At 57.0% G+C, this 24,450-nt stretch carries 25 protein-coding genes; 11 read left to right on the top strand and 14 right to left on the bottom strand.

Annotated features, from left to right (window positions below; translation table 11 throughout):
- The first annotated feature begins 87 nt into the window (after window positions 1–87).
- From K5845_RS09495 to K5845_RS09485, 3 genes are all read left to right on the top strand, one after another.
- Entirely contained in the window at window positions 88–705 is a 618-nt protein-coding gene (locus K5845_RS09495; protein ID WP_046479074.1) for a phosphoadenosine phosphosulfate reductase domain-containing protein, read from the top strand.
- Window positions 706–1,360: 655 nt separating this feature from the next.
- Window positions 1,361–1,912: a hypothetical protein gene (locus tag K5845_RS09490; protein WP_139165339.1), complete on the top strand. Its 552-nt coding sequence runs from the start codon at window positions 1,361–1,363 to the stop codon at window positions 1,910–1,912.
- A 654-nt stretch (window positions 1,913–2,566) separates the two neighbouring features.
- Window positions 2,567–4,108, top strand: coding sequence for a lipase family protein (locus K5845_RS09485; protein WP_287958870.1), 1,542 nt, complete (start codon window positions 2,567–2,569; stop codon window positions 4,106–4,108).
- Between the two features lie 108 nt (window positions 4,109–4,216).
- Here K5845_RS09485 and K5845_RS09480 read toward each other — a convergent pair whose 3' ends face one another.
- The 9 genes from K5845_RS09480 to K5845_RS09440 form a co-directional block, all read right to left on the bottom strand.
- Window positions 4,217–5,047 carry an alpha/beta fold hydrolase gene (locus K5845_RS09480; protein ID WP_046479071.1) on the bottom strand — a complete coding sequence of 277 codons (831 nt, stop codon included), beginning with the start codon at window positions 5,045–5,047 and terminating at the stop codon, window positions 4,217–4,219.
- 502 nt (window positions 5,048–5,549) lie between these two features.
- Window positions 5,550–6,332, bottom strand: a complete 783-nt coding sequence (fabI, locus tag K5845_RS09475; RefSeq protein WP_287958869.1) for an enoyl-ACP reductase FabI — start codon at window positions 6,330–6,332, stop codon at window positions 5,550–5,552.
- Window positions 6,329–7,546, bottom strand: coding sequence for an acetate/propionate family kinase (locus K5845_RS09470; protein WP_287958868.1), 1,218 nt, complete (start codon window positions 7,544–7,546; stop codon window positions 6,329–6,331). The genes fabI and K5845_RS09470 overlap by 4 nt, the downstream gene beginning before the upstream one ends.
- Before the next feature lie 3 nt (window positions 7,547–7,549).
- Window positions 7,550–8,512, bottom strand: coding sequence for a bifunctional enoyl-CoA hydratase/phosphate acetyltransferase (locus tag K5845_RS09465; protein WP_287958867.1), 963 nt, complete (start codon window positions 8,510–8,512; stop codon window positions 7,550–7,552).
- A 418-nt stretch (window positions 8,513–8,930) separates the two neighbouring features.
- A complete protein-coding gene (locus K5845_RS09460; protein ID WP_046479067.1) occupies window positions 8,931–9,548 on the bottom strand; it encodes a YeeE/YedE thiosulfate transporter family protein in 618 nt (205 codons plus the stop codon).
- A gap of 24 nt (window positions 9,549–9,572) precedes the next feature.
- The gene (locus K5845_RS09455) at window positions 9,573–10,088 is read right to left on the bottom strand and encodes a YeeE/YedE thiosulfate transporter family protein (RefSeq protein WP_287958866.1); all 516 of its coding nucleotides are present in this window, start codon (window positions 10,086–10,088) and stop codon (window positions 9,573–9,575) included.
- Between the two features lie 42 nt (window positions 10,089–10,130).
- A complete protein-coding gene (locus K5845_RS09450) occupies window positions 10,131–10,283 on the bottom strand; it encodes a hypothetical protein (protein WP_160298708.1) in 153 nt (50 codons plus the stop codon).
- The gene (locus K5845_RS09445) at window positions 10,280–10,492 is read right to left on the bottom strand and encodes a YgaP family membrane protein (protein ID WP_287958865.1); all 213 of its coding nucleotides are present in this window, start codon (window positions 10,490–10,492) and stop codon (window positions 10,280–10,282) included. Before K5845_RS09445 ends, K5845_RS09450 begins: the two co-directional genes overlap by 4 nt.
- Before the next feature lie 102 nt (window positions 10,493–10,594).
- Window positions 10,595–11,263: a Crp/Fnr family transcriptional regulator gene (locus K5845_RS09440; RefSeq protein ID WP_046479064.1), complete on the bottom strand. Its 669-nt coding sequence runs from the start codon at window positions 11,261–11,263 to the stop codon at window positions 10,595–10,597.
- Window positions 11,264–11,474: 211 nt separating this feature from the next.
- On the opposite strand from K5845_RS09440, the gene K5845_RS21205 reads away from it, so the two are divergent.
- The 3 genes from K5845_RS21205 (at window position 11,475) to K5845_RS09425 (ending at window position 13,842) form a co-directional block, all read left to right on the top strand.
- Entirely contained in the window at window positions 11,475–12,188 is a 714-nt protein-coding gene (locus K5845_RS21205) for a helix-turn-helix domain-containing protein (RefSeq protein WP_082101122.1), read from the top strand.
- An 84-nt stretch (window positions 12,189–12,272) separates the two neighbouring features.
- Window positions 12,273–12,920: a cysteine hydrolase family protein gene (locus K5845_RS09430; RefSeq protein ID WP_046479062.1), complete on the top strand. Its 648-nt coding sequence runs from the start codon at window positions 12,273–12,275 to the stop codon at window positions 12,918–12,920.
- A gap of 115 nt (window positions 12,921–13,035) precedes the next feature.
- Window positions 13,036–13,842 (top strand): TonB-dependent receptor, encoded by an 807-nt coding sequence (locus K5845_RS09425; protein ID WP_046479061.1) that lies wholly within the window; start codon window positions 13,036–13,038, stop codon window positions 13,840–13,842.
- A gap of 72 nt (window positions 13,843–13,914) precedes the next feature.
- On the opposite strand, the gene K5845_RS09420 is transcribed toward K5845_RS09425, so the two are convergent.
- The gene (locus K5845_RS09420) at window positions 13,915–14,796 is read right to left on the bottom strand and encodes a serine hydrolase domain-containing protein (RefSeq protein WP_090228911.1); all 882 of its coding nucleotides are present in this window, start codon (window positions 14,794–14,796) and stop codon (window positions 13,915–13,917) included.
- Window positions 14,797–14,988: 192 nt separating this feature from the next.
- Here K5845_RS09420 and blaOXA point away from each other — a divergent pair, with 192 nt between their 5' ends.
- On the top strand, window positions 14,989–15,771 hold the full coding sequence (blaOXA, locus tag K5845_RS09415) for a class D beta-lactamase (RefSeq protein ID WP_502814133.1): 783 nt from the start codon (window positions 14,989–14,991) through the stop codon (window positions 15,769–15,771).
- Window positions 15,772–15,782: 11 nt separating this feature from the next.
- Here the strand turns inward: blaOXA and K5845_RS09410 are convergent, their stop codons facing one another.
- The 3 genes from K5845_RS09410 to K5845_RS09400 all read right to left on the bottom strand — a co-directional run bounded on the left by K5845_RS09410 (window position 15,783) and on the right by K5845_RS09400 (window position 18,272).
- Window positions 15,783–16,352 carry a Spy/CpxP family protein refolding chaperone gene (locus K5845_RS09410; RefSeq protein ID WP_287958863.1) on the bottom strand — a complete coding sequence of 190 codons (570 nt, stop codon included), beginning with the start codon at window positions 16,350–16,352 and terminating at the stop codon, window positions 15,783–15,785.
- 96 nt (window positions 16,353–16,448) lie between these two features.
- On the bottom strand, window positions 16,449–16,997 hold the full coding sequence (locus K5845_RS09405; RefSeq protein WP_287958862.1) for a GNAT family N-acetyltransferase: 549 nt from the start codon (window positions 16,995–16,997) through the stop codon (window positions 16,449–16,451).
- Between the two features lie 63 nt (window positions 16,998–17,060).
- Window positions 17,061–18,272, bottom strand: a complete 1,212-nt coding sequence (locus K5845_RS09400) for an acyl-CoA dehydrogenase (protein WP_090229425.1) — start codon at window positions 18,270–18,272, stop codon at window positions 17,061–17,063.
- A 180-nt stretch (window positions 18,273–18,452) separates the two neighbouring features.
- On the opposite strand from K5845_RS09400, the gene K5845_RS09395 reads away from it, so the two are divergent.
- From K5845_RS09395 to K5845_RS09380, 4 genes are all read left to right on the top strand, one after another.
- Window positions 18,453–19,415 carry a TAXI family TRAP transporter solute-binding subunit gene (locus tag K5845_RS09395; protein ID WP_090229429.1) on the top strand — a complete coding sequence of 321 codons (963 nt, stop codon included), beginning with the start codon at window positions 18,453–18,455 and terminating at the stop codon, window positions 19,413–19,415.
- Between the two features lie 50 nt (window positions 19,416–19,465).
- A complete protein-coding gene (locus tag K5845_RS09390; protein WP_502814130.1) occupies window positions 19,466–21,631 on the top strand; it encodes a TRAP transporter permease in 2,166 nt (721 codons plus the stop codon).
- Window positions 21,628–21,999, top strand: coding sequence for a DUF1850 domain-containing protein (locus tag K5845_RS09385; RefSeq protein WP_046479057.1), 372 nt, complete (start codon window positions 21,628–21,630; stop codon window positions 21,997–21,999). The genes K5845_RS09390 and K5845_RS09385 overlap by 4 nt, the downstream gene beginning before the upstream one ends.
- A gap of 220 nt (window positions 22,000–22,219) precedes the next feature.
- On the top strand, window positions 22,220–23,455 hold the full coding sequence (locus tag K5845_RS09380) for an OmpA family protein (protein WP_287958861.1): 1,236 nt from the start codon (window positions 22,220–22,222) through the stop codon (window positions 23,453–23,455).
- A gap of 6 nt (window positions 23,456–23,461) precedes the next feature.
- Here the strand turns inward: K5845_RS09380 and K5845_RS09375 are convergent, their stop codons facing one another.
- The gene (locus K5845_RS09375) at window positions 23,462–24,427 is read right to left on the bottom strand and encodes a 2-hydroxyacid dehydrogenase (protein ID WP_287958860.1); all 966 of its coding nucleotides are present in this window, start codon (window positions 24,425–24,427) and stop codon (window positions 23,462–23,464) included.
- Window positions 24,428–24,450: the final 23 nt, after the last annotated feature.

The following is a 24,450-nucleotide window of genomic DNA, read 5'->3' as shown; positions in this document are numbered from 1 at the left end:
CGAAAATCGCGCGTACAGTGAAGAAAAAGCAATACTAACCCCCAGAAAACGCCTCCGATGACGTGAGCAAACCTGAGGGAGATTGCTATGACACAAGTTGATGACATCCTCGGAACAACTGCGGAGATGGATACATCCTCTTTCCTCCGATATTTGATCAGGGAAAGATTTCCGCAAAAAACTGTGGTGACTTGCTCGCTCAGAGCTCGCAGTGTCGTTGTGCTGAAGCTGATCTCGGAGATCGACCCGGCCACGCCCATCGTATTTTGCCACATGCCGAACCTCTTTCCCGAAAGCCGGGAATATTTCGCCAAGCTTGTCAGTGAACTTGGCTTGCGCGACATCCGCGAACCTGCCGAGGACCATGGGGTGTTGCCCGGTGACTGCGATCACAGTGAAGGGCTGTGGGCGGAGGACCCGGATGCTCATACCAGGGCCTACATGATTGCCCACCTGAACGAGGCGCTTGCGGGTTTCGACTGCTGGATTCGCGCGGCATACCATTGCCCGTATCCTGACACGCCAGGCCCGCGTGTAGTGCAGGAAGGCCGGCTGATCCGGATTGATCCGCTGGCGTCCTGGAGCCAAAGTCAGGTGCAGGGCTTCATGCAGGAGCATGGTTTGTCCTATCATCCCCTGGCAATGTCGGGTCGCTCGCAGCCGCCAAAGGACGAAGCCGAAGTTGTGACAACTTTTGCCTTCTGAACACGCAGCGATCGCGGCAGTCAATCGAGCTGCAATCGACAGGACTTCTGTAGCGGGGCAAGTGAGCCCCGCACCTCAGAATACATCGCACGCGTTGCTGTCCACCGGACAGAGTGAGTAATACCGATGACGGCACCCCCGACCACCGCGCTTCTAGGCGTAGCGACTTCGCTTTCACGCGAGAGAGGTCGTGCAACATCCTGCCGGTGCACGCGGCTAGCGGGCTGATGATGCGCCAGATGTCCAGGTGGTTCAGTCAGCATTGGGGACTATGCAGCGTCTCTTCTTGATCTCAAGATAAGCTGGCCATTCTGGATTTCGCAGCAGGGTTGCGCAATATCAGTCCCATCTAGCAACCGCTTTGAGTATTTTCGAAATTGGCCTGTCACTCGCGCGGCTGACGGACGGTACTTGATTACACCGACCGCGACGCTGCGTGGGCGGATGCGCGTGCCATCTGGTACTCTCTCTGCCCGATGCTGCCGCGCGCGCAGCGTTCTCCGCTGTCACTGATTGGTCCTTTTGCTCCATACAAATTGCGGATGGAGACGATAGACGTTCGGTCTCCACTAGCGTGATCGATGAAGAAAGCTTTGCTGCAACCTCGCCCTTGCGTATGAGGGTCAGAAAATTGGCAACCGATAAAGGGGGGAAAATGAATCCGATACACTTCGCCTACGACAACCGTATCATATGGCGCACCATCATCATCAGTGCGCTGCTGGTGGCAGGAGCCGTAAGCGTCGTCCTTATTGAGAAGGACCCCTCGTTTCCACAATGGCTGTATTACGTGGTGGTCCTGGCAATCCCGATCTACGCTTTCAAATTGATCCGCGCGGTTCTGAAAATCGTGCAGCCGGCGCCAGCGATCACAATAAGTGACAGTGGCATACGCGATGCATCCTGGGGGCGTACGACGGTCCCATGGCAAGCAATTCTGAGGATCAAGGAAACGAGAGTTTCCAGAAAGTTGGGTGGGGTTATTTTCTTCCTGGATGCTGAGAAGATGGATTGGATGCCCGGCCCCATTCAGTTGAAGCTGGCCAATTGGATCAGAGGCGTTAGAGCGGGGCAACCTGGAGAGCAGATTGTTCTTATGCTGACGCCTTCCGCCGCGCTTCAAGTGAGCTTCGATGAACTCATCAATGCCATAAAACGCCAAGCTTCAATTGCTGGAGTCCCGTTCGAAGGCGAATCAACGATCTGAGAAAGGGGTTCATCTTCTCATCGGTAGTCATCACCTTCGATCGTAGGTCACCCCCCTAAAGTGGTCATTTGGTCCTTATATTGGCCAGCCTCCAAGGTGTGAAAGAAACGTCACGAACGCCGTCCGTCAGGGCTCAACGCACATGGCCGTAGAGTAGATTTCCCCTACGGCCATGTCGCGCCATGGATTGGTGAGCTTACTTGCCGCCGTAGTTGGTGCCGAGATAGCCGTGCACGGTGATGGGGTCTGCTTGCGCAGCAGAGACGCCGGCCGCCAGTGCGAGCGCGACGACAAGCGAAGTGAGGATACGTCTCATGATCATCTCCTTTTTATCTGACGTGTGGCGGTTCCCGCCTACACGTTCTTAACTTCGCTATAGAAGCTGGAAGGGTTACACACCTCGCGACCCTGTGATGATCATGTCATGTGGGCCCCCCGCACAGAGAGGGCCGGTTACTCGCATGCGGGGCTTGTCTGAGAGGTCGACAATTTTGTTCGCTGCGTGACGATAGAACCTCCTACCGCCCAAAGCCGGATTTTGACGAAGCGGGCCGTTGGCGTCTGCCCTTTGGCGCGCTATCGAAGACAAGCGGCATTTGCGAGGGGTGCTAGAGCACGTGCCGGTAAGTTTTAAGTACGGGGGAGAAAAAGCGTATGGCAACCATCGTCACCGTCCACGGCACGTTCGCCAGTGGGCCGCTGGAGGGCACAAAGTGGTGGCAGCGCGGCAGCAGGTTCACAACCCAATTGCAGAACAGCGTCGAGGGGGACGACGGTACGCTCAAAATCGAGCCCTGCGTGTGGGACGGTCTCAATAGTGAGACGTCGCGGCGCGCGGCAGGCAAGCAACTTATGGAAAAGCTGACGGCGCTGGAAACAGCGGGAGAGCCATTCGTCGTTGTCGGTCACAGCCACGGAGGTTCTGTAATCAGCGCGGCGCTCCTGCATAGTGCAAAACAACGCGAGCCGCTCAGCGGCATGCAGCGATGGATCACCGTTGGCACCCCCTTTATCAAAACGGAACGCCAGCGCTTCCTGTTCTCGCGGCTCGGGATCTTCGGCAAAGCCATTTATCTCACACTGCTGACGTTCCTGATCCTCGGCATTCTCTCTGTCTTTGTCGGGGCCGACGACCGAGAGCCGATGCTGTGGGCGCTGGCCGCATTGACGTTTGGCGGCCCAATCGCCGTGTTCTATGCCATCCTCCGCTACATGGAATCTCGTCGCTCATTGCGGTTCAACCGCGGCTTGCTGGGGTTCGCGGCAGATCACTACGCCAATCGCTGGCTTTCACTTTGGCACGCTAAGGATGAAGCAGTCCAAAGCTTGAAAGCCATCAAGAGCCTCGACATCGAGATCTTCTCCCGTGAGTTCGCCGCATCAAGTCTAAACCTGCTGGCGATTGCGATCATACCGCTTCTCTGTCTTCTGACATTGACCTCCGAGCCGATGATGGATGCCATTGCGTCTCATGTATTTGCGCGGATCGATGGGGCAGCGGTGGACGAGCTGTATCCATCTGGCGGAAGCAACATCTTTGAGAACGCTGCTGTTCTGTTCATTGGCCTTCTCGTTTTGCCGACAAGCCTCATCCTTCCTCCCGAAGCCTTTCGGGATATGTCGATGGGCGGAGAACTCGGATTGCTTGCTGCAGGTATCGCCGTGTTGCTCGTTGGCGCAGTCTTTTTGACCTGGGCGTTCAATGGCCTCGCGCGCGTGGTCAGTCACGGGCTCAGTCATGTCCTTAACCCGATGACACTGTCGCAATTAAAGGCTTTGGCCTACGGAAGTGACGCTCGTGAAGATCTCGCAATCGATGCCTCAGAATGGCCTGTATGGCTGACAAAAGGATTCCCGCCGCTGCCACCCGAGATCGCAGATGGGATCGAGCGAGAGAGCGATCACGCGATTGGACGTGCGATCCCTAAATTCAGGAATATCGTTGAGAGTTTGGCTGCGGCGGAAACACCGGAGGCCACATCCGATGTTCTTGCCGATTACCTGACCTGGCAGGAACTGATCCACACGTCCTATTTCGATGAGGATCGGTTTGCCAAGCTGCTGGCTTATACGATCGGTCAGTGCGAAGGCTTCCGCCTAACCGCAAGTTTCGAGCAGGATGCTGACTACCCAGAAATAGCAAAGTCATACGCTGCGATCGTAACCGCTGCTTATGCCACCACGGTCAAAGGGTAGAGAAAGGGCAATGCGGGATATGACGGCGGAATAGAGGCGCACCGCCTGATAAAGCAGTCAGATCCAAGAGGGCTCGGCTCGCACGGCAGAGCCGCGGGGCAACTGCCGCTACGTGCGAACGAAGGCCAGAAGGTCCGGGTTGATCACTTCCGGGTGCGTTGTGCACATCCCGTGCGGGAAGCCTGGGTAGGTTTTAAGGGTTCCGTTTTTCAAGAGCTTGGCTGAGAGCGGCGCTGAATCCGCGTAAGGCACGATTTGATCGTCGTCTCCGTGCATGACGAACGTCGGAACCTCGATCTGCTGGAGATCCTCTGTAAAATCCGTTTCGGAAAAGGCCTTGATGCAGTCGTAATGGGCTTTCGCGCCACCCATCATGCCTTGGCGCCACCAGTTCTCGATGACCCCTTGGCTCACTTTGGCACCCGGGCGGTTGAAGCCGTAAAACGGTCCTGAAGGGACATCGAGGAAGAATTGCGCGCGGTTGGCGACAAGAGCGTCACGAAACCCATCGAACACCTCGATGGGCAGGCCGCCAGGATTATTTTCCGTCTTCAACATAATTGGAGGTACTGCGCCAATCAGCACGGCTTTCGCAACGCGCCCCGGTTTCGAGCGGGCTACATAGCGTGCGACTTCGCCGCCTCCCGTTGAGTGACCGATGTGCACCGCGTTCTTGAGGTCGAGAGCATCTGCCAGCTCGATGACATCTGCCGCGTAGGTATCCATCTCGTTTCCCGTCCACGTCTGCGTCGAGCGTCCATGTCCTCTGCGATCATGTGCGATAACGCGATAGCCGTTAGCGAGAAAGAACATCATCTGCGCGTCCCAGTCGTCCGCGCTGAGCGGCCAGCCGTGATGAAAGACGATGGGTTGGGCATCGCGCGGACCCCAGTCCTTGAAATAAATTCTGGTTCCGTCGGTGGTCGTGATCGTGTCCATGGTGACCTCACACTGTTTGGAACTAACAACTGAAATGTATGCTTAGAGGTGTGCTCATCCCCCGGTGGCGTCGATGCCGTGGCTGAATGCTAGGGAACACGTTCTCCTTAATCGACCCAGGCAACGTCATCGGAAAATCCCGCCAGGACGACTGTGTCAGCGCAAATGGGAATGCGGATTGTGGAGGAAGGTGTGAACAGCACTGGGCGCATTGTCTGACAGCCACAAATGCCGAAAGTTCGTAAGGGGCCGCTGTTTAAAGACGTGCGCTGAACGGCAACTGAGGCAGGCATGATACCGAGCTGTTCCGCGATCAACATGATCGTACGCCTTGGCGAGCCTAAACGATGGAAGATAGTTTTACGCACTATCGGCGCTTGTCAATTCAATCAAAAGGCGTGGTTAAAAAAGTGGACGTCGTGCGTCCGCAACGTATCCGTTACGAGAAGTATCAAGGTACGTCCTTCAATATTGGATATGCTGATCGTCCGTCACCGGAGCATCAATCCATGATGTGATAGCCACCGTCGACATAAAGCGTATCGCCTGTAATGAGCTTGGCACCGTCCATTGCCAGGAAAGCTACGGCGACACCGACGTCGTCAATGGAAACGAGACTGCGACTTGGTGCTTTCATCTGCGCTTTGTGGAGCAGCTTGTCGAAATCGCTGATCCCAGAGGCAGCCCGTGTCTTCAATGGACCGGGAGAAATCGCGTGTACTCTGATACCTTTAGGCCCGAGTTCCGCCGCCATGTAACGCGTAGCGGACTCCAGCGCAGCCTTCACGGGCCCCATGATGTTGTAATTTTCGACCACCATGTGAGAGCCGTAGTAGGTCATCGTGAAGAGGCTGCCGCCGTCTTTCATCAAGGGTTCTGCCAGTTTCGCCATCCGGATGAACGACCAGCACGATAGCTCCATTGCCAGAAGAAAACCCTCCTTCGAGCAGTCAACGACGCGGCCCTGTAGGTCGGCTTTAGGAGCAAATGCAATCGAGTGCAGCATGATGTCGAGTTTGCCCCACTTTTTCTCGATGGCGTCAAAGACGGCTTCCAGCTCGCCTTCGTTGTGCACATTGAGGGGCATGAAAATGGAGGCCTCCATCTCCTCGGCAAGCGGCGTCACATATTGCTTCGTCTTGTCGTTGAGATAGGTGACGGCAAGGTCCGCACCGAACGCGCGAAAAGCTTTGGCGCAGCCCCATGCAATTGAATGCTCGTTGGCGATACCCGTGACGAGAGCTTTCTTCTCCTTGAGCAGCGCCAATGAAGAAAGATCAATCATGCAAGTTTCTCCTCACGAAGAGGGATCGACTGGGCCCGCAAAGCGTTCAGCGTGTGCCGAGCAATCATCAGGCCCTCGTTGGTCGGGATCACAAAGCAGGCAGCAGGAGAATTCTTTGTGGTGATGCGGGATGCGCCAGCGGCGTTCGCCTCCGCGTCAAGGTCAAAGCCCAACCACGCAAGTCTCTGTAGGACTGCAGCGCGAATGGGCGCTGCGTTTTCGCCAATTCCGGCTGTAAACACGAAGCCATCGATGCCACCCATGGCCGCGGCCAACATGCCTGTGAGAGTGGCGATCCGGTAAACGAAATATTCAAGCGCGAACTTAGCGCGCGGCTCCGAACTTGCGAGCAGATCGCGGACATCATTGCTGATCCCGGACAATCCCTTGAGACCACAATCCTTGTAAAGGAAGCGTTCAATCTCGTCCGCGCTCATGCCCTTCTGCTGCATGAGGTAGATGACAACACCAGCATCGAGCTGCCCCGGCCTTGTTCCCATTGGAAGGCCATCGAGTGCGGTAAAGCCCATCGTGCTGTCGATGCTCTTGCGATCAACCATGGCGCACATCGAAGCGCCGCTGCCCAGGTGCGCAACGATGACACGCCCACTGGTGATTTCTGGTGCGATATCTGGAAGTTGGCCCGCGATATATTCGTACGATAAGCCATGAAAGCCGTAGCGGCGCACGCCTTCCGTATGAAGCTCATCAGGTATGGCGTAGTAATCGGCAACCGCAGGATGCCCTCGATGAAAGGACGTGTCGAAACAGGCAACTTGCAAGAGATGCGGATGCTTCTCGTGGATCACCTTTATTGGTGCAAGATTGTTGGGCTGATGAAGTGGCGCAAGCGGAATAAAGGGCTCTAGCTTTTTAATCACTTCGCCGGACACGATTGTTGGGACAGTAAAATCAGGTCCCCCGTGCACAACACGGTGGCCGATGGCTATCGGCAACTCGCCATTCCCATGGGCTCTCAGGAAGGACACAGCTTCCCCGAACGCCGTCGGCACGTCTGGGATCTCTTGAGCACTCCATCTCTGATCGACAAGCGTCTCCCCCTCGCTCCCTCTGGCGAACAGACGGGGATGAGTTCCGATCCCCTCGAGTTGACCTCTCATGCGCCGCTCGAGCTGGTCATACGGGCCAACGGCAAAGACTTGGAACTTGACGCTGGAACTGCCGGCATTGACCACAAGTATCGTTTCGCTCATCGCTTAGGCTCGGATTGGCTCATGTGCACGCCGACTATATGCAAGAAGCATGGCCACGGCACAGGAGGCCATACGCGTCCGCAGGTTGTCGGCTCGTGAGGTCAGGATAATCGGAACGCGGGCGCCCAGCACGATGCCGGCAGCGTCTGCATTCGAGAGGAAGGTGAGGTTCTTGGCGAGCATGTTCCCGGCCTCAAGATCGGGCACAACGAGGATTTGAGCCTGTCCCGCAACGGCGGATTTGATCCCCTTAATCCGTGCGGCTTCAAGGCTGATGGCGTTATCAAAGGCAAGCGGGCCGTCCAGTTCGCCCCCTGTGATCTGGCCGCGGTCCGCCATCTTGCACAAGGCGGCCGCATCGATCGTAGACGGCAGGCTTGGGTTCACGGTTTCGACTGCGGAGAGAATGGCCACTTTGGGTGAGCCCATGCCGAGCGCGACAAACAGGTCGATAGCATTTTGTATGATATCCCGTTTTGCCATCAGGTCCGGCGTTATGTTGACCGCCGCGTCGGTGATAAACAGGGTCTGCGCATGTGTCGGAACGTCCATGACGAACACATGGCTTATCCGCCGTCCAGTTCGCAGTCCTTTCTCTCTGTTGGTAACTGCAGCGAGAAGTTCGTCCGAATGCAGGCTCCCCTTCATCAGGAGTTCTGCCTTCCCCTCACGAACCAGCTCCACCGCTCTTTCCGCAGCGGCATGGCTATGCGGAGTATCGATGAGCTCCACGCCACTGATATCAAGACCGCACGATTGCGCCACCGCACGGATCTTCTGTTCGGGGCCAACCAAAAGTGGGACAATCATGCCGGCTTCTGCGGCGTCAATAGCTCCCCGAAGTGACGTCTCATCGCACGGATGCGCCACAGCAGTGGTAAGGGGGACGAGAGCCTGTGTCGCCGCGATCAGGTGCTCATATTTCTCATGTTTACGGATGGGTGAGACGACAGCCTTTCTAGGCATCGCAGCATCCTTTCATATCCCAGACAACGTCACAGCCCCGAATTGGATCGCTACCACTCAAGAAAAAGGGCAGCGTCACCACGCGTCCTCCGGGAAATATATGATCTCCGTGTGAAGCTTTTAGTGAAGCGGCCGGAGGTCTTTTTCTGAGAGAGTTCATAGGTGATCCGCGGCAGCCATCGTTGGACGATCTATGCGTTCTGCCGAGTTTCGCAGGTGCCAATGATCTACGTTCATTGTTGTGGAATTGGATTGCTTTGACCTGCGTCAAAGTCCGACGGCGAGACCTTTCCGCGGGGATGGCTTCACAAAGTTTTGCGGGCCTATCTATCAAAGCGTTGAGGCGGCGTTCAGGCTAACGCCACCTCTAAGAGCCTTTGCCGGGTATCCCTCGGTCGGAGGGACTGCGAATCTATTCTTAGATCTTACGCAGGTGAGCAGCGGTCTTATCTCGTTGGACTGTCCCGCCCATAAGCCCGTCGTAGTCAGTGCCTGTTTCGACAGTCCAGGACTGCCAACGCTCGACTGCCCAAAGCACTCCGGCAAGAATTACAGCGAGCCCGATTGCGGTCGCCCAAAAGGGCAAGCCAAGGAGCTGATCAAAGCCGATTTTCTCACCCTTCTCGTTGAAGAAGGCCTTGATGGGGACGTCGAAATATCCGTACGTGATGGCCCCGGCAATACCACCCACGAGCGTGAAGATTGCATCGCGGTAGCCGGCACCGATCTGGGCCAGCGTCGTACCTGGACAAGCTCCGGCAAGCGCGATGCCGATGCCAAGGATCAGCCCACCGATCATGTCGGCCTTATACAATAAGGGTTTGAGGCTGAGCTTCACTCCGAACATGCCGTTCATGACTGCAAGGACAATGAGCCCTGTAATCACGGCAGACAGGAACACTTTGAGCATCAGAAAATTCTTGAGCTGCATTTGACCGACAATGACGCCGGGCTCAAAGACGCGGCTCTTTTCCAAAACGAAGCCGAACACAATGCCGGTGGCCAATCCGATAAGAATGGCATTCAACACGGACATGTCATCTCTCCTTTGTGAATTCGCTCACGCACGGCGGAACAGGGCGGCGGTCAGAATGCCACCGGCGAACATCGCGGCGACGGCGAGCGTCGATCCGACGGAAAGTTGCGCCATCCCCGAAATGCCGTGACCTGACGTGCAGCCGCCGGCAATGCGGGCGCCGAACAGCATGATGAATCCGGCGAGGAAGGCGACCGGTGCGCGAGCACTTAGCGTCGACGTTCCGGTTGCGCGCGCCCACACCGGAGAGATGGTTTGCCGACGGGCGCCGGAAAGGCGCATCGATAGAAATGCGCCGACGGCAATTCCGCCGACAACGGCAACCTGCCACCAGTTCTTTGCGCCCCACAAATGCTTAGCCAGATAACTGACATCGGAGACTTGGCTGTCGAACAGTGAGGCGATGTGAGCGCCGACCGTTACAAAGGACGATGACGCGCCAAGCGCCGTCGACATGAGCAGGAAGGTCGGGATTTGTAGAAGGCCGATGATCACGCCAGCAACGTAGGGAGACCACGCCTTATCAGTGAGGTTAAGCATTTAACCCCTCCATGTCGTTTGTTTGTGACTCTTCTTCTGGACTTACAAAGCGACCTTTAGGGCAACGCCGACGGTCAACGCGCCCCAGATCATCATGTTGAAGAAGCTACGTAGCACCTGGCGATGATCACTCTCAGCCGGCACACCGAACGCGTCGCAGATCAAGTCACCCGGCAAGAAGAATAAGCGCATCACGTCTTACCTCCTTCCTTCGATGCCCGCGGCTGGCAGGTGTTGATACCGAGCAGGGTATAAGGCGGGCACCAGCCTATGATGGCTGTTGCAAGCGGTAAAAGACCGACCCATCCCCATAGTGTTTGCGGCCCGACGAACACAAGGCTGATTAGAACGACGCCCACAAGAGCGCGTATGGCCCGGTCGATGCCACCCACATTACATTTCATGGTCGCCTCCATTTTTCTTTGATGGAGGTCAAGCTAGTTGGAGCGTAAGCGGAAGTATGTGACTAAGTCACAAAGCCGGAGTGAGGGAATTGGCAGGTCTGACTAGTGCTCAGATGCGAGTCGTTCGAGTGCGGGGCGATTGTTGATTTTGATGTGCCCTCGCGTCACCACAAGCCAGCCTCGACGCTGAAACTCGGCAAATATCCGGCTAACGACCTCGCGCGCCGTTCCAAGCTCCGAGGCGATCTGCTGCTGCGTACTCGTGACATCGTCCGCGCCGTGGGACAATTCCAGAATCTTATGAGCGAGACGAATGTCCATGCGCGAAAATGCGATCTCTTCGATGATCCGGAAGAGGTTTGTCACGCGCGTACTAAAGGCTGTGAAAACGAAGCGCCGAAACTCGTGCGAACGGGCGATAAGCTCTTCAAATGTGGTGCGCGGAATGGCAACGGCATGAATATCCGTTTCCGCGATCGCCTCGGCTGGATAGTCTTCATACCCCATGAGGCAGGCAGTTGTGAGCGCGCAGCTCTCGCCCGCAGAGACACGATAAAGTACGATTTCCCGGCCGGTTTCCGAGACCTGCTGGACGCGCACGCTACCATCCAGCAAAAGCAGGTAACTCTTAGGAGCCTGACCCGGCCCATAGATGCGACTGCCGGACGGGAGTGAGACCACGGCGCTGTTACGCATCAGGATATCGACCACATCTGGCGGCAGACGCTTAAGCCCCGCGAACTGATCAATCCATTCAGCTTCCTGAGACATCGAAGGCTCCGTGGGTTTCACCTGATGCGGTGAGGGGCAATACGCATACGCTTCCCTACGGGCTAAAAGGGCGCGAGCCAAGTCTTATCCCGATCCTCATTGCGCTGGGCGAATGGAAGTATCTCATTCAGGAAGTGCGGAAGGAAAGAGGTGTTCGAGCCAATTGCGCACGCCCTTCGGGACGCCTTAGTATTAGTCTCGCAAGGGATCTATGAGCTTCGCGGGACATATGGCACCCCGATGGAAATATTCGCGTTGGCAACCGGACACTTCGGTGGAGATCGGTTGTCTGCAGGCGACCGCCGCCCGTTCGCTTGTCCCTCACTTTCATAACGAAGTGCAGCTTGTCTCCGTGAGGCGGGGATGGCGCAGGTTTTCAACACCGGCAGAGGTGTTCCACGTTTGCGAAGGCGTGATCCTAATGCTACCCGCGGGAATGCCACACGCATCTTCGGCAAGTGCAAGATCATCCGTCACAAACGTTTATTTGCCCGCGGACCATGCGGCGGTATGCGTGCGCGCACGACCTCAACTGATCCGCAGTCCCAATGCCCGCAAACCGGAAGACATTCTGGATGCAATCGGTTCATTGAAAATTCGCGACACACCCAATGAGCACGATGAAACATGGATGGCTATGCGCGACCTCGTTGCCGGCACAGACGCAAGGATCGCGGATCTCGCTAGCCAGCTAGAATATTCGACCGACGGTTTCATTCGCGCATTCAGAAGTAACGTCGGCATAACCCCTGCCGCCTATCGGCTGGCGCACCGGCTGACGGTAGCGAGAAAGTGCTTGAGATCTGGAGAGGCTCCCGTCGACGCGGCATATGATGCGGCGTTTGCCGATCAAAGCCATTTGGGCCGCTCATTTGTAAGGGCGTATGGAACGACACCCGCTGCTTATAGATCCGCGTTCCTCTGAACCGGCGTAGTCGATTTCATTCCAGACGATCGAAGCCAAACAGTGCCACTCCCAGAGCCGTTTCCAGCTCTGGAGTGCCGACCCATGTCCGATCCTTACACAACGCCTGAGCCTGCCGCTTCTGCGCTCATCACGATCGACCTTCAAAACGATTTTACACTTGAGGGTGCGCCGGCAATGATCGCAGGCACCGCTGCCATCGTGCCCGCCGTACGCAAATCGCTTGAAGCGTTTCGCAAAGCCGGACGGCCAATCATCCACGTCGTTCGCTTGTACAAAGCCGACGGCTCGAATGTGGACCTGTGTCGCCGACACTTGATCCAACGCGGAGCGGTAATCGCGCGACCGGCCACGGAAGGCGCAGAGCTGGTCGACGCATTAAAACCGGACGATGCTATACAACTTGATGCCGATACGCTCCTCGCGGGACGCCTCCAAAGCATCGGCCCGAACGAATGGATTCTCTATAAGCCGCGATGGAGCGCGTTCCATGACACGATGCTCAAAGCGGTTCTGGATGATCTCGACGTGACGACACTTGCGTTCGCGGGATGCAATTTTCCCAACTGTCCGCGCGCAAGCATTTACGACGCGAGCAATCGTGATTACCGGCTCTGCGTCATAGCCGACGCGATGTCCGAACTTTACGAAAGAGGCTTAGCCGAGCTGCAAGGCATCGGCGTCCACATTCTGACATCAGACGACGTCGAGACATGGTTGCGCTCAAGCTAGACGTCGCGTGGGGGTGCAATATTACACAAATCAAACAGGCAGTTAGCCCATCTGACCGGTGGCATCATGCGCAGCGCAAGCCCGGCTCTGAAATCCGTTGTCACGGATTTGCTACATGGCGAAATTCGACCCGACCTATAACTTCATCGTGTACTACTCCGGCGACATCAACAATCCGACATCGCCATACAATCAGACGGTGATGACGTCGCAGCGCGGAGGTGTGAATGCCACGATGGAAACGTCGTTGGATGCACTGATGCCGGGTGCGTTGCTTTTCTGGGGTGGTGATCTCATTCGCGAGAGCGCTGGGCAAGAACTTGTCGATGGCCGCGAGGTGCAGACGCCGTATGAGCTTGGCATCCGTGGTGCCGATACGACATGGCGCAGCAGTCTGACCGGCTTCATCAGCACCAGCGAAAAGGGTGTAAGCTTCGATCCGGCGACCAACACGATCACCCAGCAGAAGGAGATGATCTACGGTGTCGAGTTCGCGGGAGAGGTAGCCGTCACACAGAACCTGTCACTCGGAACAGTGTTCACGTGGCGCGAGGGTCGCTACGACGATGATGGGGATGGCGGCCTGGATAGCCATTTGCTCAACAACCGCATCGCAACGCCTTTCCGCGGCACGATCTACGGAGATTATCGCTTCGAGAACGATTGGATCCTTCACTTAGAAGGCGAATGGTGGACGGGACGCGAAGAGCCCATCAACATCGCGGGTGACATCTACCCGATCGAACCGGCCTTCCTCGTGAATGCCAGCCTTGCGATCCCCTACGAAGGTGGCCAGTTCTATCTCGGTGCAACGAACCTGCTGGATACTGATGACGAAAATCCGACGGCGACCTCCGTGCGCAACCTCACGGTCAACGGTTTGGGCCGTACCGTCACCGTAGGCTACCGCAAGACCTTCTGAGCAAATTGAGGCTTGCGAAGAAACCTCCGAAAGCCGCAGGAACATCGTCGCCAAGCCGATGTCACGCCGCGCTTATCGGCTAAGAGCCAGCCGCTCGGCTTCGTATTCTGCAATGCCTTCATCGTTGCCTTGCGCAAAGACGGCGACGATCGGCCGGTCGGGAAGATCCGCGAAGCAGTAGAGGGCAGACGTGCTACCTGGCCCGCCGCCGGTGTGACCATAGACCTGTCCGCCGCTGACCATAGTACCGATCATCAGCCCAAGGCCGTAACCGGTTTTACGCCAGGGACGACCGGGCACCTCGTCGCCGAGAGCATAAACTTGGCGCATCGCGCGAGCGGATTTGGCTGAGAGAAAGCCACGAGCGAACAGCCGCCGAAGGAAAGAGACGGCATCGGAGGGTGGCCCGATGAGAAGGCTATGATAAACCCATCCCGGATCGTAGCCTTTGGCATTGCCCCATTGCGTCAGGCCCAGATCATCCAACGTCGTTGCAATCCGCGTGTGCTGCAAGTCCATGGGCTCGAAGACAAGCTTGCGGAGAGACGCGTCGATGTGGGTACCTGTCGTCTCCTCAATCAACTGTCGGACAAAGAGATAGCCGACGTTTGAGTATGACCAGCCGTTACCGGGTTCAAACAACAACGTATCGGCATCCAGCCGAGCGAGCAGGTCCTCGACTGGCCAAACCGGATCTCCAGCAGCAACCGCTCCATGATAGGAAGGCCCGCCGTAAGTGTTCACCCCGGCGGTATGTTGGAGCAGGTGCCGGAGTGTATAACGGCGATCCTTGAACGGGGAATCCAAAGAAAGCCTTCCCTCATCGACAAGACGCAGCGCCGCAGCCGCAAGCACCGTCTTCGTGATGCTCCACCACGGAAACAGGGCCCGCGATTCACCGGTGATCGGACTGCCCTCGCGTGCGAGCGCGGAAAAGAGACGGGCGTTCGACATGAAAGAGAAGCTCCAATTTTCGGATCTGCAGCGAACCAACGGATGCCTAAAGCATTACGATGTCCATTCGGAGGACTCAGGCGGCATAATTGCGCCGCGAGCCGATGATTTGTTCCGAGCGAATTTCCAGCACTTCTCAATGAGGTTCTCATGATCCCGTCCGGAACACGCCAACTCGTGCGGCAACGGTTGCTGTCGACGCTGGCGTTCCTATGTCTTGCTTGCCTTGGAACACCCACTAGCGCGACAGAGCGCAACGTACGTGATGACCTCACCGCCATCTTTAAAGAGCACGGCACGACCGGCACGTTCGTTCTTTACGACGTGTCGGCCGATCGCATGACGCTCGTGAACGCCGAGCGCGCCCAAACGCGTTTCGTTCCCGCCTCCACCTTTAAGATCGCCAACAGTCTTATCGCGCTTGAGACCGGAGTGGTGAAAGACGAAAACGAGGTCATCCCGTACGGCGGCAAACCGCAACCGTTCAAGCAGTGGGAACGGGATATGCCGATACGCGAGGCCATCGTCGTATCGAATGTTCCTGTTTATCAGGAACTGGCGCGCCGGATCGGGCTTGAGCGCTATAACCAATGGCTCCGGAGGATCGGCTACGGTAACGGCGACCCAGGGTCTGAGGTTGATAGATTCTGGCTCGACGGGCCGCTTAAAATCAGTGCGGTTGAGCAGGCCCAGTTTCTTGCAAGTCTGGTCCAGCGCGAACTCGACACCTCCGAGCGCGCGCAAAAGACGGTGCACGACATCCTTCGGCTGAAGAATGGAGACGGGCCGGCACTCTACGGCAAAACAGGCTGGCTGTTTTCACGGACACCGCAACTTGGTTGGTGGGTCGGCTGGGTGGAGCGCGACAATGGGATATTCACTTTCGCGCTCAACATGGACATCCTCGAAAAAGATGATGTGAAAAAACGCGTTCCCATTGGCAAGGCTTTGCTCGCCAAGTTGGGCGTCATTTAGTGCGGGCCCTATTACATGGCGCCGCAGGCTCTGCCGATAAGTTGATCTGCAACTTTCTTCTGGTCGTCGCTTAAAGACGCGTAAAGTTTCTCTGCCGCAGGCTTCACCTCTTTGAGGGACGAGAGCATTGTCTCCATGCCTTTGATGCGCGCGTCCATGCGGTTCAGCGCGTTGCCGGTCTGCATAGTTTCCATCATGGCTTGATGTACGCCTTGCATGTTGGCGACGCGTGCTCTCACGGCGTCGGCATAGGCCGCCCATGCATCCTTTTGAGCGTCGGTGATCCCGAGTTCAAATTTCAAGTAGGCAAGGCGCGCCTCGACCATCGCGCCCATTCGTGCGCCGCGCATCATCCCCATACCGTGCCCGCGCATCATGCCCTGACCCATCTGGCCTTTGCCCATTCCTTGTCCCATCATGCCGTGCCCCATGCCACCGCCCATCATCCGCATCATGGGACAGTCCCCACCCATCATGCCCATCTCGGGAGCGTTTTCGGAATTGTCCTGCGCAAGTGCAGGCACCACAAGGAGTGCGCTCAAAGCGCAGATGCCGAGTGTTGAAGAAGCTAGTTTCCACATGGTGTTACATCCTCTGTGTTGCTGGATTTAATGAACAGTCCGGCAACCGAGGCGTCAGCCGCGTTGACATTGGTCAACTAATGGGACGAAGGGGGTTCAACTAATCGTGTCGCCATTTACGGGCGGGTGGCCCAAGACTAGGCGCATCGCACAACGTTTCGTCTCAGGAAGACCGTGCTCGACTTCCTTTCGCAATAGCGCGATGAGGCGGTCATCGAGTTGATCAACTCGAAGAGTTTGGAAGCCTAATGATTGATAGAAGGGCATGTTCCATGGGACGTTGCGGAAAGTCGTAAGCGTTATAGCAAACAGTTTTCTCGCCTTTGCACTGGCAATGACTTCTCGGATCAACGCCGTTCCGCACCCCCGTCTCTGATGGTGATGCCGCACGGCGAGCTGCCAGATATGGAACTCCTGTCCGTACACTTCCGCATTGAGGAACCCGAGAAGACGATTTTGTTCATCAGTAGCGACCCATGAGGTGCCACTCCGGAGGAAATGCAGATGCCCCTCGGGGGATTGCCCATTGTCATCGGCGATCCAGGCAAGACCGGGGATCACGCGAAAGGCCTCTCCCGATGAACGTTCAATGGCCGGGAGGGCCGCTATGTCTTCTTCTCTCGTTAGACGGATAATTGCAGACATGAACCGAGTGCTGATTAATTCCATCCCCTAGGAAGGCAGAACTTTGACGATGAGTATATGAGTTCACCCAAACGCCTGGATCCCGGTTTGAGCACGCCCAAGAATGAGCGCATGGATATCGTGCGTGCCTTCGTACGTGTTCACCGCTTCAAGGTTCAAGACGTGACGGATCACATGAAACTCATCCGCAATGCCATTACCGCCATGCATGTCTCGCGCCGTACGAGCGATATCAAGCGCTTTGCCGCAGTTGTTGCGCTTCAGAAGTGATACAGCTTCCGGCGCGAGGCGCCCCTGATCCTTGAGACGTGCGGCATGGAGGCAGGCCGTCAGCCCCAGCGTGATCTCCGTCTGCATGTCCGCCAACTTCTTTTGGATCAGCTGATTGGCCGCTAGAGGACGTCCAAATTGTTGCCGGTCGAGCGTATATTGCCGTGCAGCGTGCCAGCAGAATTCAGCAGCGCCCAAAGTGCCCCAGGCAATGCCAAAGCGGGCGTTGTTGAGGCAGCCAAACGGGCCCTTTAATCCGCGCACATTCGGAAGGATGTTGGCTTCGGGCACGAAGACGCCATCCATGACGATCTCGCCCGTCGCCGACGCGCGCAATGAAAACTTTCCCTCGATCTTGGGAGACGTCAGCCCGGCCATACCCCGCTCGAGGATGAAGCCCGCGATTGAGCCATCATCCGTCTTCGCCCATACGATGAAGATGTCCGCGAGTGGCGAATTGGTGATCCACATTTTCGCGCCGGAGAGTTCATACCCGCCGCTGACCGCCCGCGCCCGTGTGCGCATCCCGCCAGCATCCGAGCCATGGTCCGGCTCGGTCAGCCCGAAGCACCCAAGGATCTCACCTTTTGCTAGGCCCGGCAGATAAGCTTGGCGCTGCGCCTCAGAGCCGTAGGCATAAATCGGATACATGACGAGGCTGGACTGCACGCTCATGGCCGAACGGTAGCCGCTATCGACCCGCTCGATTTCCCGGGCGATGAGCCCATAACAGACAGAGTTAACGCCGGCGCCACCGTAGGTTTCGGGGATGGTGGGGCCGAGCAACCCCATTGCCCCCATCTCCGCCATGACGCTGCGGTCGAAATTCTCGTTCCGGTTGTCATCCAGAACCCGCGGCATCAGCTTGTCTTGTGCAAACGCCCGGGCACTATCCTGAACTGCCCGTTCTTCGTCCTCCAGGGCACCCTCGATCAACAGGGGATCAGCCCATTGGAACGGGGTTGTTTGTTCCTGATTGGACTTCTTGGTATCCGGCTCGAGCATCTTGAGATCCTTCTGGAGCACCGCACGTCACAATTGAAGGGCGTTTGGGCGCAAGGTTCAATTGCAATTTCCGCTCACGTCGGCAAACTGACGTCTGTTCGTCATCGGTTGCGGCCAGAGAAGCCACTTCAATCGGAGCGGACAAGCAAAACGATTACGAACGATGTTGGAGGAATACGTATGTGTTTTAGGGTGGGTCGCACAGCTACGTGCGCACTAACTGCAATACTGTTCGCAGCCTCAACCGCCGTCTCCGCGCGCGCGGAGACGTTTATTAACGTTCTTACCGGAGGCACAAGCGGCGTCTATTATCCTTTGGGCGTTGCACTATCCAAGATCTACGGCGAGAAGATTCCTGATGTACGCACCCAGGTTCAATCGACGAAAGCATCCGTCGAAAACCTGAACCTTCTGCAGAAGGGACGCGGAGAGATCGGATTTGCCCTGGGTGACTCCGTCAAGTTGGCCTGGGAAGGCAATGCTGAGGCCGGCTTTCCTCAAAAGCTTGATAAGCTGCGCGCCATTGCGGCGATCTACCCGAACTACATCCAGATCGTTGCTTCTAAAGATAGCGGCGTAAAATCGTTCCAGGACCTCAAGGGTAAAGGTCTTTCAGTCGGCGCGCCAAAATCCGGGACCGAACTCAATGCACGCGCAATCTTTGGCGCTCTGAACATGAGCTATGATGATCTCGGTAAGACGGAATACCTGCCATTTTCCGAGTCCGTTGAGCTGATTAAAAACCGCCAGCTCGATGCGACCTTGCAGTCGGCGGGCCTGGGCGTTGCCTCGATCCGCGATTTGGCTGCGTCCGTTCCTATTCAGATGGTGGCGGTCCCAGCAGAAGTTGCTGAAAAACTGGGAGCACCTTATGTTGCGGCGGAAATTCCGGCAGGCACCTATGATGGCCAGACGGAAGCCGTCCCCACCCTGGCAGTTCGCAATATTCTGGTGACCCATTCCGGCGTCAGCGACGAAATTGCCTACCAGATGACAAAGCAGCTCTTCGAAAATCTTCCCGACATGGTCGCAGCGCATAAGGCTGCGGCCGCAATCAAGCTCGACACTGCAACAAAGGGAGTTCCCGTGCCGTTACACCCTGGCGCGGAGCGCTACTATAAGGAAAAGGGTTTGCTGCCCTGATAATATTTGCCGACGCCCGCCACTGTGCGGGCGTCGGTCATTTTGCTTGAATGATCTCCGCCAGGAAACCTTGGAGGGTTACGAGCGTGAGCAGCCACGTGCCTCGCGATACCGCAGGTGTCGCCAGCCCCGCGTCCCCGGCCTCCGGTCCGCGCGAAGCGTTGAGCCATACCTTTCCCCATGGCCCCGTGGGCTGGCTGCTATTTGCTATCGCTGTCGCCTTTTCACTTTTCCAGTTGGCGACCGCCGCTCACGTTGTTGATCTGCCGAGCCAACTCGTACGCAGCTTCCACGTTGGCTTTCTCGTACTTCTGTCGCTCCCGTTAGGAGCCGCGCTTGCGCGGGTAAAATGGCCGCTGACGGGTCTGGCATGGCTTCTCGGGCTCGCGGGCTTCGCAGTCGCCATCTACCAGTGGTGGGAATACGAGCCCCTTCTCCTGGGCGCCGGCGATCCCAACAACATCGACTTAATTGTCGGCATCATCTCGCTGGCCGTCGTGTTCCTCGCGACCATTGTCGTCATGGGGCCGGCGTTACCTATCCTTGCGGGGTTGTTCCTTCTTTATTGTTTGTTTGGACAATATCTGCCCGCGCCGCTCAATCATCGCGGCTACGATCTCACACAGGTGATCGACCACATGGCCTTCGGGACCGAGGGCATTTATGGCATTCCGGTCTTCGTTTCCTCGACATATATCTTTCTGTTCATCCTGTTTGGCGCATTTCTTGAGCGCGCAGGGATGATCCAGCTGTTCACCGATGTGTCGATGGGCCTGTTCGGACGCAGTCGAGGTGGCCCCGCCAAAGTCGCGGTATTCTCATCTGGCCTTATGGGAACGATCTCAGGCTCCGGCGTGGCCAACGTCGTAACGACAGGCCAGTTCACGATTCCCCTGATGAAACGCTTTGGCTACAAGGCGGCTTTCGCGGGTGGGGTCGAAGCGACAGCTTCCATGGGCGGGCAGATCATGCCTCCAGTTATGGGCGCCGTCGCGTTCATCATGGCTGAAACTTTAGGCGTCGCATACGCGGAGGTCGTCAAAGCCGCAATTGTCCCTGCCGTCTTGTACTTCGCGTCCGCCTTCTGGATGGTGCACCTCGAAGCTGGCAAGCGCGGCCTGATGGGCTTGGGTGATCACGAAGTACCATCAGCGCTCGATGCGATCAAACAGCAGTGGTATCTAATCCTGCCGCTCGCCGCGCTCGTCTACTTGCTTTTTTCCGGCTACACGCCGCTTTATTCCGGAACGGTTGGCTTAGTTCTGACGCTATTGCTGATACTTGGCAGTTCGGTCGCTCTAGGGCTTCCAAATATCGTAATCCGTTCGATCTTTTGGATCGGCTTGGGAATTATCGCGGCACTCTTTCTTGAATACGGTTTGCAAATCGTTGGCGCGGCCATCGCGCTGCTCATCGCTTGGAACTTCCTAACTAAAGGTGGTCGCGAAACCCTCAGCGACATTGTGATCGGACTTGCTGAAGGGGCAAAAACGGCACTGTCCGTCGGCGTTGCCTGCGCGATCGTCGGTATCATCATCGGCACGATGACATTGACGGGGGCCGCAACAACGTTCGGTGGCTTTATCGTGTCAGTTGGGGAGCACAACCTGTTCCTCTCACTCCTGCTTACGATGATCACATGCATCATCTTAGGGATGGGTATCCCCACGATCCCAAACTACATCATCACTTCATCGCTCGCCGGTCCGGCGCTTCTGGAATTAGGCGTGCCACTGATCGTCAGTCATATGTTCGTTTTCTATTTCGGTATTCTGGCTGACTTGACGCCTCCCGTTGCGCTGGCCTGTTTTGCAGCCGCTCCAATTGCGCGGGAGTCCGGTCTCAGGATCTCGATTGAAGCCGTGAAGATCGCCGCCGCCGGCTTTGTCATTCCCTTCATCGCGGTCTACACCCCGGCCCTAATGCTGCAAGACGGTGGGCCGCTTGCCGAAGCCATCGGCTATCCCGCCGCTGTCGCCTACATTGTCGGCAAGACCGTGCTTGCCGTCGGCCTATGGGGCGCGGCCATCATTGGCTATCTGCGCGGGAGCATGTCCGCTCTCGAACGCATATTGGCAGCAGCAGCAGCCGTCACAATGATCGCGGCGCTTCCCGTGACTGATGAAGTCGGTTTTGCGCTTGCAGCTGTGGTCATCTTTTTGCACTGGCGCAGGACATCCGGCCACACATCCGTTGAACCGGGAGGATCAGGTTGAGCCTTTGCCTGCTCGCGAGTGGAAAGCTCACCGTGATCGCCGCCAGCGCGTTCACTCTCGCGTGGACACATTCCGTCGAGCGGATCGCCTGGGAAGAAGATTGGAAGCTAACGCCGCGTGGTCTTGAAATCGTCGAAGCCAGAGTCAAGGGCTCCGGTGCAGGAATGGAACCGCCCGAAGGTGCCGTATTGTCAAAAGGGTGGTGGCACTACAAGCCGCCCTTGGCTCCGATCAAGGAGCTCCACTTGGCTGCGTCAGGCGCGACTGCACCTTGGAGCCTGTGTACGCTAAAAGGCTGCGTGAAAATCTCTCCCGATCCTGAAATGGAAGCGGCAACGCTTGGCCGCTGTGCGGAGAGCGTGGACTAGAAGCCACAAACGCACGCTGTGGCACCCCGGAATGTTTCCCAAATTTATAGGCAATGATTGCGTTGCACCAAGCAACGGCATATTCACCTATTAAAGCCCACGGGTCAGCGCTGGGGGCATAGGCCCCACGGGGCAGCGCTGCCTGTTATGGCGAGGTCTCCCCGATCTCGCAAAGCAATGGGTACGCGTGCGTATCCGCAGGTAGGTGCAGGGTTGTGTTATGAAGAGGCTCGTAGTTGTTGTGGTGGTTTTGCTGTTGGCGACCGCGGTCGGCGCCGCGGTACTCGTCCAGCAAGGCTACTATGACCTGAATAACCTGAGATTCACCGACAACGCCGGCACCTCGGCTCCGGCAAACACCAAGGAAACGGTTGCGGCCGCCTCTGCGGCGACGCCAACACCGGCAGCGTCGACCAAGACTTCTCAGACTACGTCCAGAGCAAAGACCGAAGCGGAGAAGGTCGCGGCCGTCGATCCTTCCTCGCGCGCTTCTGCACAGGGCGATTCAACACCGCGCGCAGGAAAGTTAGCCGACGGATTGGCCTTTGATATTGCGCGGATACAACCTGATGGCGTTTCTGTTTTTGCCGGTCAGGGTAAGCCCCGCCAATTTGTTCGCGTGCTTGCTGACGGTGAGTTGGTTGGCACGGCGAAGGTCGATGACAATGGTGAGTGGGTTCTAATTACGGAACGCAAGCTCGCGAGCAACGATCCAAAACTTAGCTTGGAAGTCGGAGAGGCCCCGGCAGAGACATCCACTTCCGCTGACGGAAACTCCTCCGCGCGGATGGCGGCCGTTGATGACGCGTCATCTAACGCGGACGCGTCGAAGCAATCACCGGGCACGTCAAAACCCGGTCAGACCGCGCGCGACGTCAACGAAAAGATGCTGAGCGATCTCCAACGGCTCGTCGATGATGCGCGCCAAAGCGAGAACGGCCCAAAACGTGAACCAGCAGGTGTCGATACTTCGGCTGCCGAACAAGCGGAAACCGGGCCGGCAGATGCGGGATCTGTTGCCTCAGCTGCAACGGACGCGGACGAAGTCATGAAGCTCGCAGCAATGTCGGACGAACAGCCAGGGCGCACGCCACTCGTCGCCGAAGACAAGAAGATTCCAATTCCGATCCAGTTCGTCTACCGCGAGGCGATATTCACACACGATGGTGAGAAGGCGGCCGATTTGCTGCTCGAGTATCTCAAGCGCCGCAAACTGGACACGGTGACGCTCTCGGGTCACGCCGACGAACGCGGGACGCCCGAACTGAACATGGAGCTCTCTATGGACAGACTCAAAACCGTGGAGAACTATCTCCGCGCCGGTGGGTTCACGGGCGAATTGCTACTTTTGCCGAAGGGTAAAACGGAGCCATTTACCGGTGTCGACCGTTCGAACTTCTCCCGAGAGGACCTGTACCAGCTGGATCGAAGGGTTGAACTACGACTGGCTAACTAAGCTGAGTTACACAAGCCGGTCACTTGGCTCATGACCTGAGAAAAAGGCATCCAGATTGTCCAGGGCGCGAAAGCCCATCGCATCTCGCGTTTCGCGCGTCGCGCTGCCGATGTGCGGTAACATGAAAACGTTGTCGAGTTTCGACAGCTCTGGATTGCCTCCGGGCTCGCGTTGAAAAACATCGAGACCAGCTGCTGCCAGTTTCCCTGATTTCAATGCGTCAATGAGGGCCGCCTCATCGACAAGGCTACCACGGGCCGTGTTGACGAGAATGGCGCCGTCCGGCAGCAGCGAGAGCCGTGCGCTGTTCATCAGGTTGAGCGTTTCGGGACTCGCGGGGCAGTGAAGGGAAACGACGTCGCAGTGTCCTAACAGCTGTTCGACTGTTTCATGATAGACGCCATTCATTTCCTTTTCCGGCGGCAGACGACGCCGATTGTAGTAGTGAAGCTCCATGTCGAAGCCTTTGACCATGTGCGCAAAGGCAAGTCCGACGCGGCCCATGCCAACGATCCCAAGTCGTTTGCCGGTAAGTTGGGTTCCGACCATGAAGGACGGGCTCCAGCTCGTCCATTGCCCGGAACGCACGAGCCGGTCGCCTTCTCCTGCGCGCCGTGCCGCGGCCAGCATCAGCAAAGTGGCGATTTCAGCCGTCGCTTGCGAGAGAACGTCGGGCGTGTTGGTGACGACAATCCCACGCGCTTTGAGTGCTGCAAGATCGCAGTGGTCGACGCCTACGGAGTGGTTGGCAATGATCTTGACGCGATCGGAAAGCCGGGAGGCTACGTCCGCAGAAAAGATCTCTGAATGGCACGGGAGGATCGCGTCAATCTCACTGCTCATGGCGACGATCTCATCGCCGGAATAAACCCGATCCTCGGGATTGAGCCGAACTTCATAGTCGCGTGCGGCGCGCGCTTCCGTAGCTGGCGAAAGTTTGCGGGTGATCCAAAGAACAGGTTTATCGCTCACGGTCTATCCGGCCCTCTTTGCCA

Source organism: Filomicrobium sp. (genome assembly GCF_025698805.1).
Taxonomy (GTDB): domain Bacteria; phylum Pseudomonadota; class Alphaproteobacteria; order Rhizobiales; family Hyphomicrobiaceae; genus Filomicrobium; species Filomicrobium insigne.
This window is presented reverse-complemented; position numbering and strand designations above follow the sequence as displayed.

Excerpts from the sequence above, each read along its gene's own strand:
- K5845_RS09495 (WP_046479074.1), top strand. The coding sequence starts at position 88 with ATGACACAAGTTGATGACATCCTCGGAACAACTGCGGAGATGGATACA.
- K5845_RS09490 (WP_139165339.1), top strand. The coding sequence starts at position 1,361 with ATGAATCCGATACACTTCGCCTACGACAACCGTATCATATGGCGCACC.
- K5845_RS09485 (WP_287958870.1), top strand. The coding sequence starts at position 2,567 with ATGGCAACCATCGTCACCGTCCACGGCACGTTCGCCAGTGGGCCGCTG.
- K5845_RS09480 (WP_046479071.1), bottom strand. The coding sequence starts at position 5,047 with ATGGACACGATCACGACCACCGACGGAACCAGAATTTATTTCAAGGAC.
- fabI (WP_287958869.1), bottom strand. The coding sequence starts at position 6,332 with ATGATTGATCTTTCTTCATTGGCGCTGCTCAAGGAGAAGAAAGCTCTC.
- K5845_RS09470 (WP_287958868.1), bottom strand. The coding sequence starts at position 7,546 with ATGAGCGAAACGATACTTGTGGTCAATGCCGGCAGTTCCAGCGTCAAG.
- K5845_RS09465 (WP_287958867.1), bottom strand. The coding sequence starts at position 8,512 with ATGCCTAGAAAGGCTGTCGTCTCACCCATCCGTAAACATGAGAAATAT.
- K5845_RS09460 (WP_046479067.1), bottom strand. The coding sequence starts at position 9,548 with ATGTCCGTGTTGAATGCCATTCTTATCGGATTGGCCACCGGCATTGTG.
- K5845_RS09455 (WP_287958866.1), bottom strand. The coding sequence starts at position 10,088 with ATGCTTAACCTCACTGATAAGGCGTGGTCTCCCTACGTTGCTGGCGTG.
- K5845_RS09445 (WP_287958865.1), bottom strand. The coding sequence starts at position 10,492 with ATGAAATGTAATGTGGGTGGCATCGACCGGGCCATACGCGCTCTTGTG.
- K5845_RS09440 (WP_046479064.1), bottom strand. The coding sequence starts at position 11,263 with ATGTCTCAGGAAGCTGAATGGATTGATCAGTTCGCGGGGCTTAAGCGT.
- K5845_RS21205 (WP_082101122.1), top strand. The coding sequence starts at position 11,475 with ATGAGCTTCGCGGGACATATGGCACCCCGATGGAAATATTCGCGTTGG.
- K5845_RS09430 (WP_046479062.1), top strand. The coding sequence starts at position 12,273 with ATGTCCGATCCTTACACAACGCCTGAGCCTGCCGCTTCTGCGCTCATC.
- K5845_RS09425 (WP_046479061.1), top strand. The coding sequence starts at position 13,036 with ATGGCGAAATTCGACCCGACCTATAACTTCATCGTGTACTACTCCGGC.
- K5845_RS09420 (WP_090228911.1), bottom strand. The coding sequence starts at position 14,796 with ATGTCGAACGCCCGTCTCTTTTCCGCGCTCGCACGCGAGGGCAGTCCG.
- K5845_RS09410 (WP_287958863.1), bottom strand. The coding sequence starts at position 16,352 with ATGTGGAAACTAGCTTCTTCAACACTCGGCATCTGCGCTTTGAGCGCA.
- K5845_RS09405 (WP_287958862.1), bottom strand. The coding sequence starts at position 16,997 with ATGTCTGCAATTATCCGTCTAACGAGAGAAGAAGACATAGCGGCCCTC.
- K5845_RS09400 (WP_090229425.1), bottom strand. The coding sequence starts at position 18,272 with ATGCTCGAGCCGGATACCAAGAAGTCCAATCAGGAACAAACAACCCCG.
- K5845_RS09395 (WP_090229429.1), top strand. The coding sequence starts at position 18,453 with ATGTGTTTTAGGGTGGGTCGCACAGCTACGTGCGCACTAACTGCAATA.
- K5845_RS09390 (WP_502814130.1), top strand. The coding sequence starts at position 19,466 with ATGATCTCCGCCAGGAAACCTTGGAGGGTTACGAGCGTGAGCAGCCAC.
- K5845_RS09380 (WP_287958861.1), top strand. The coding sequence starts at position 22,220 with ATGAAGAGGCTCGTAGTTGTTGTGGTGGTTTTGCTGTTGGCGACCGCG.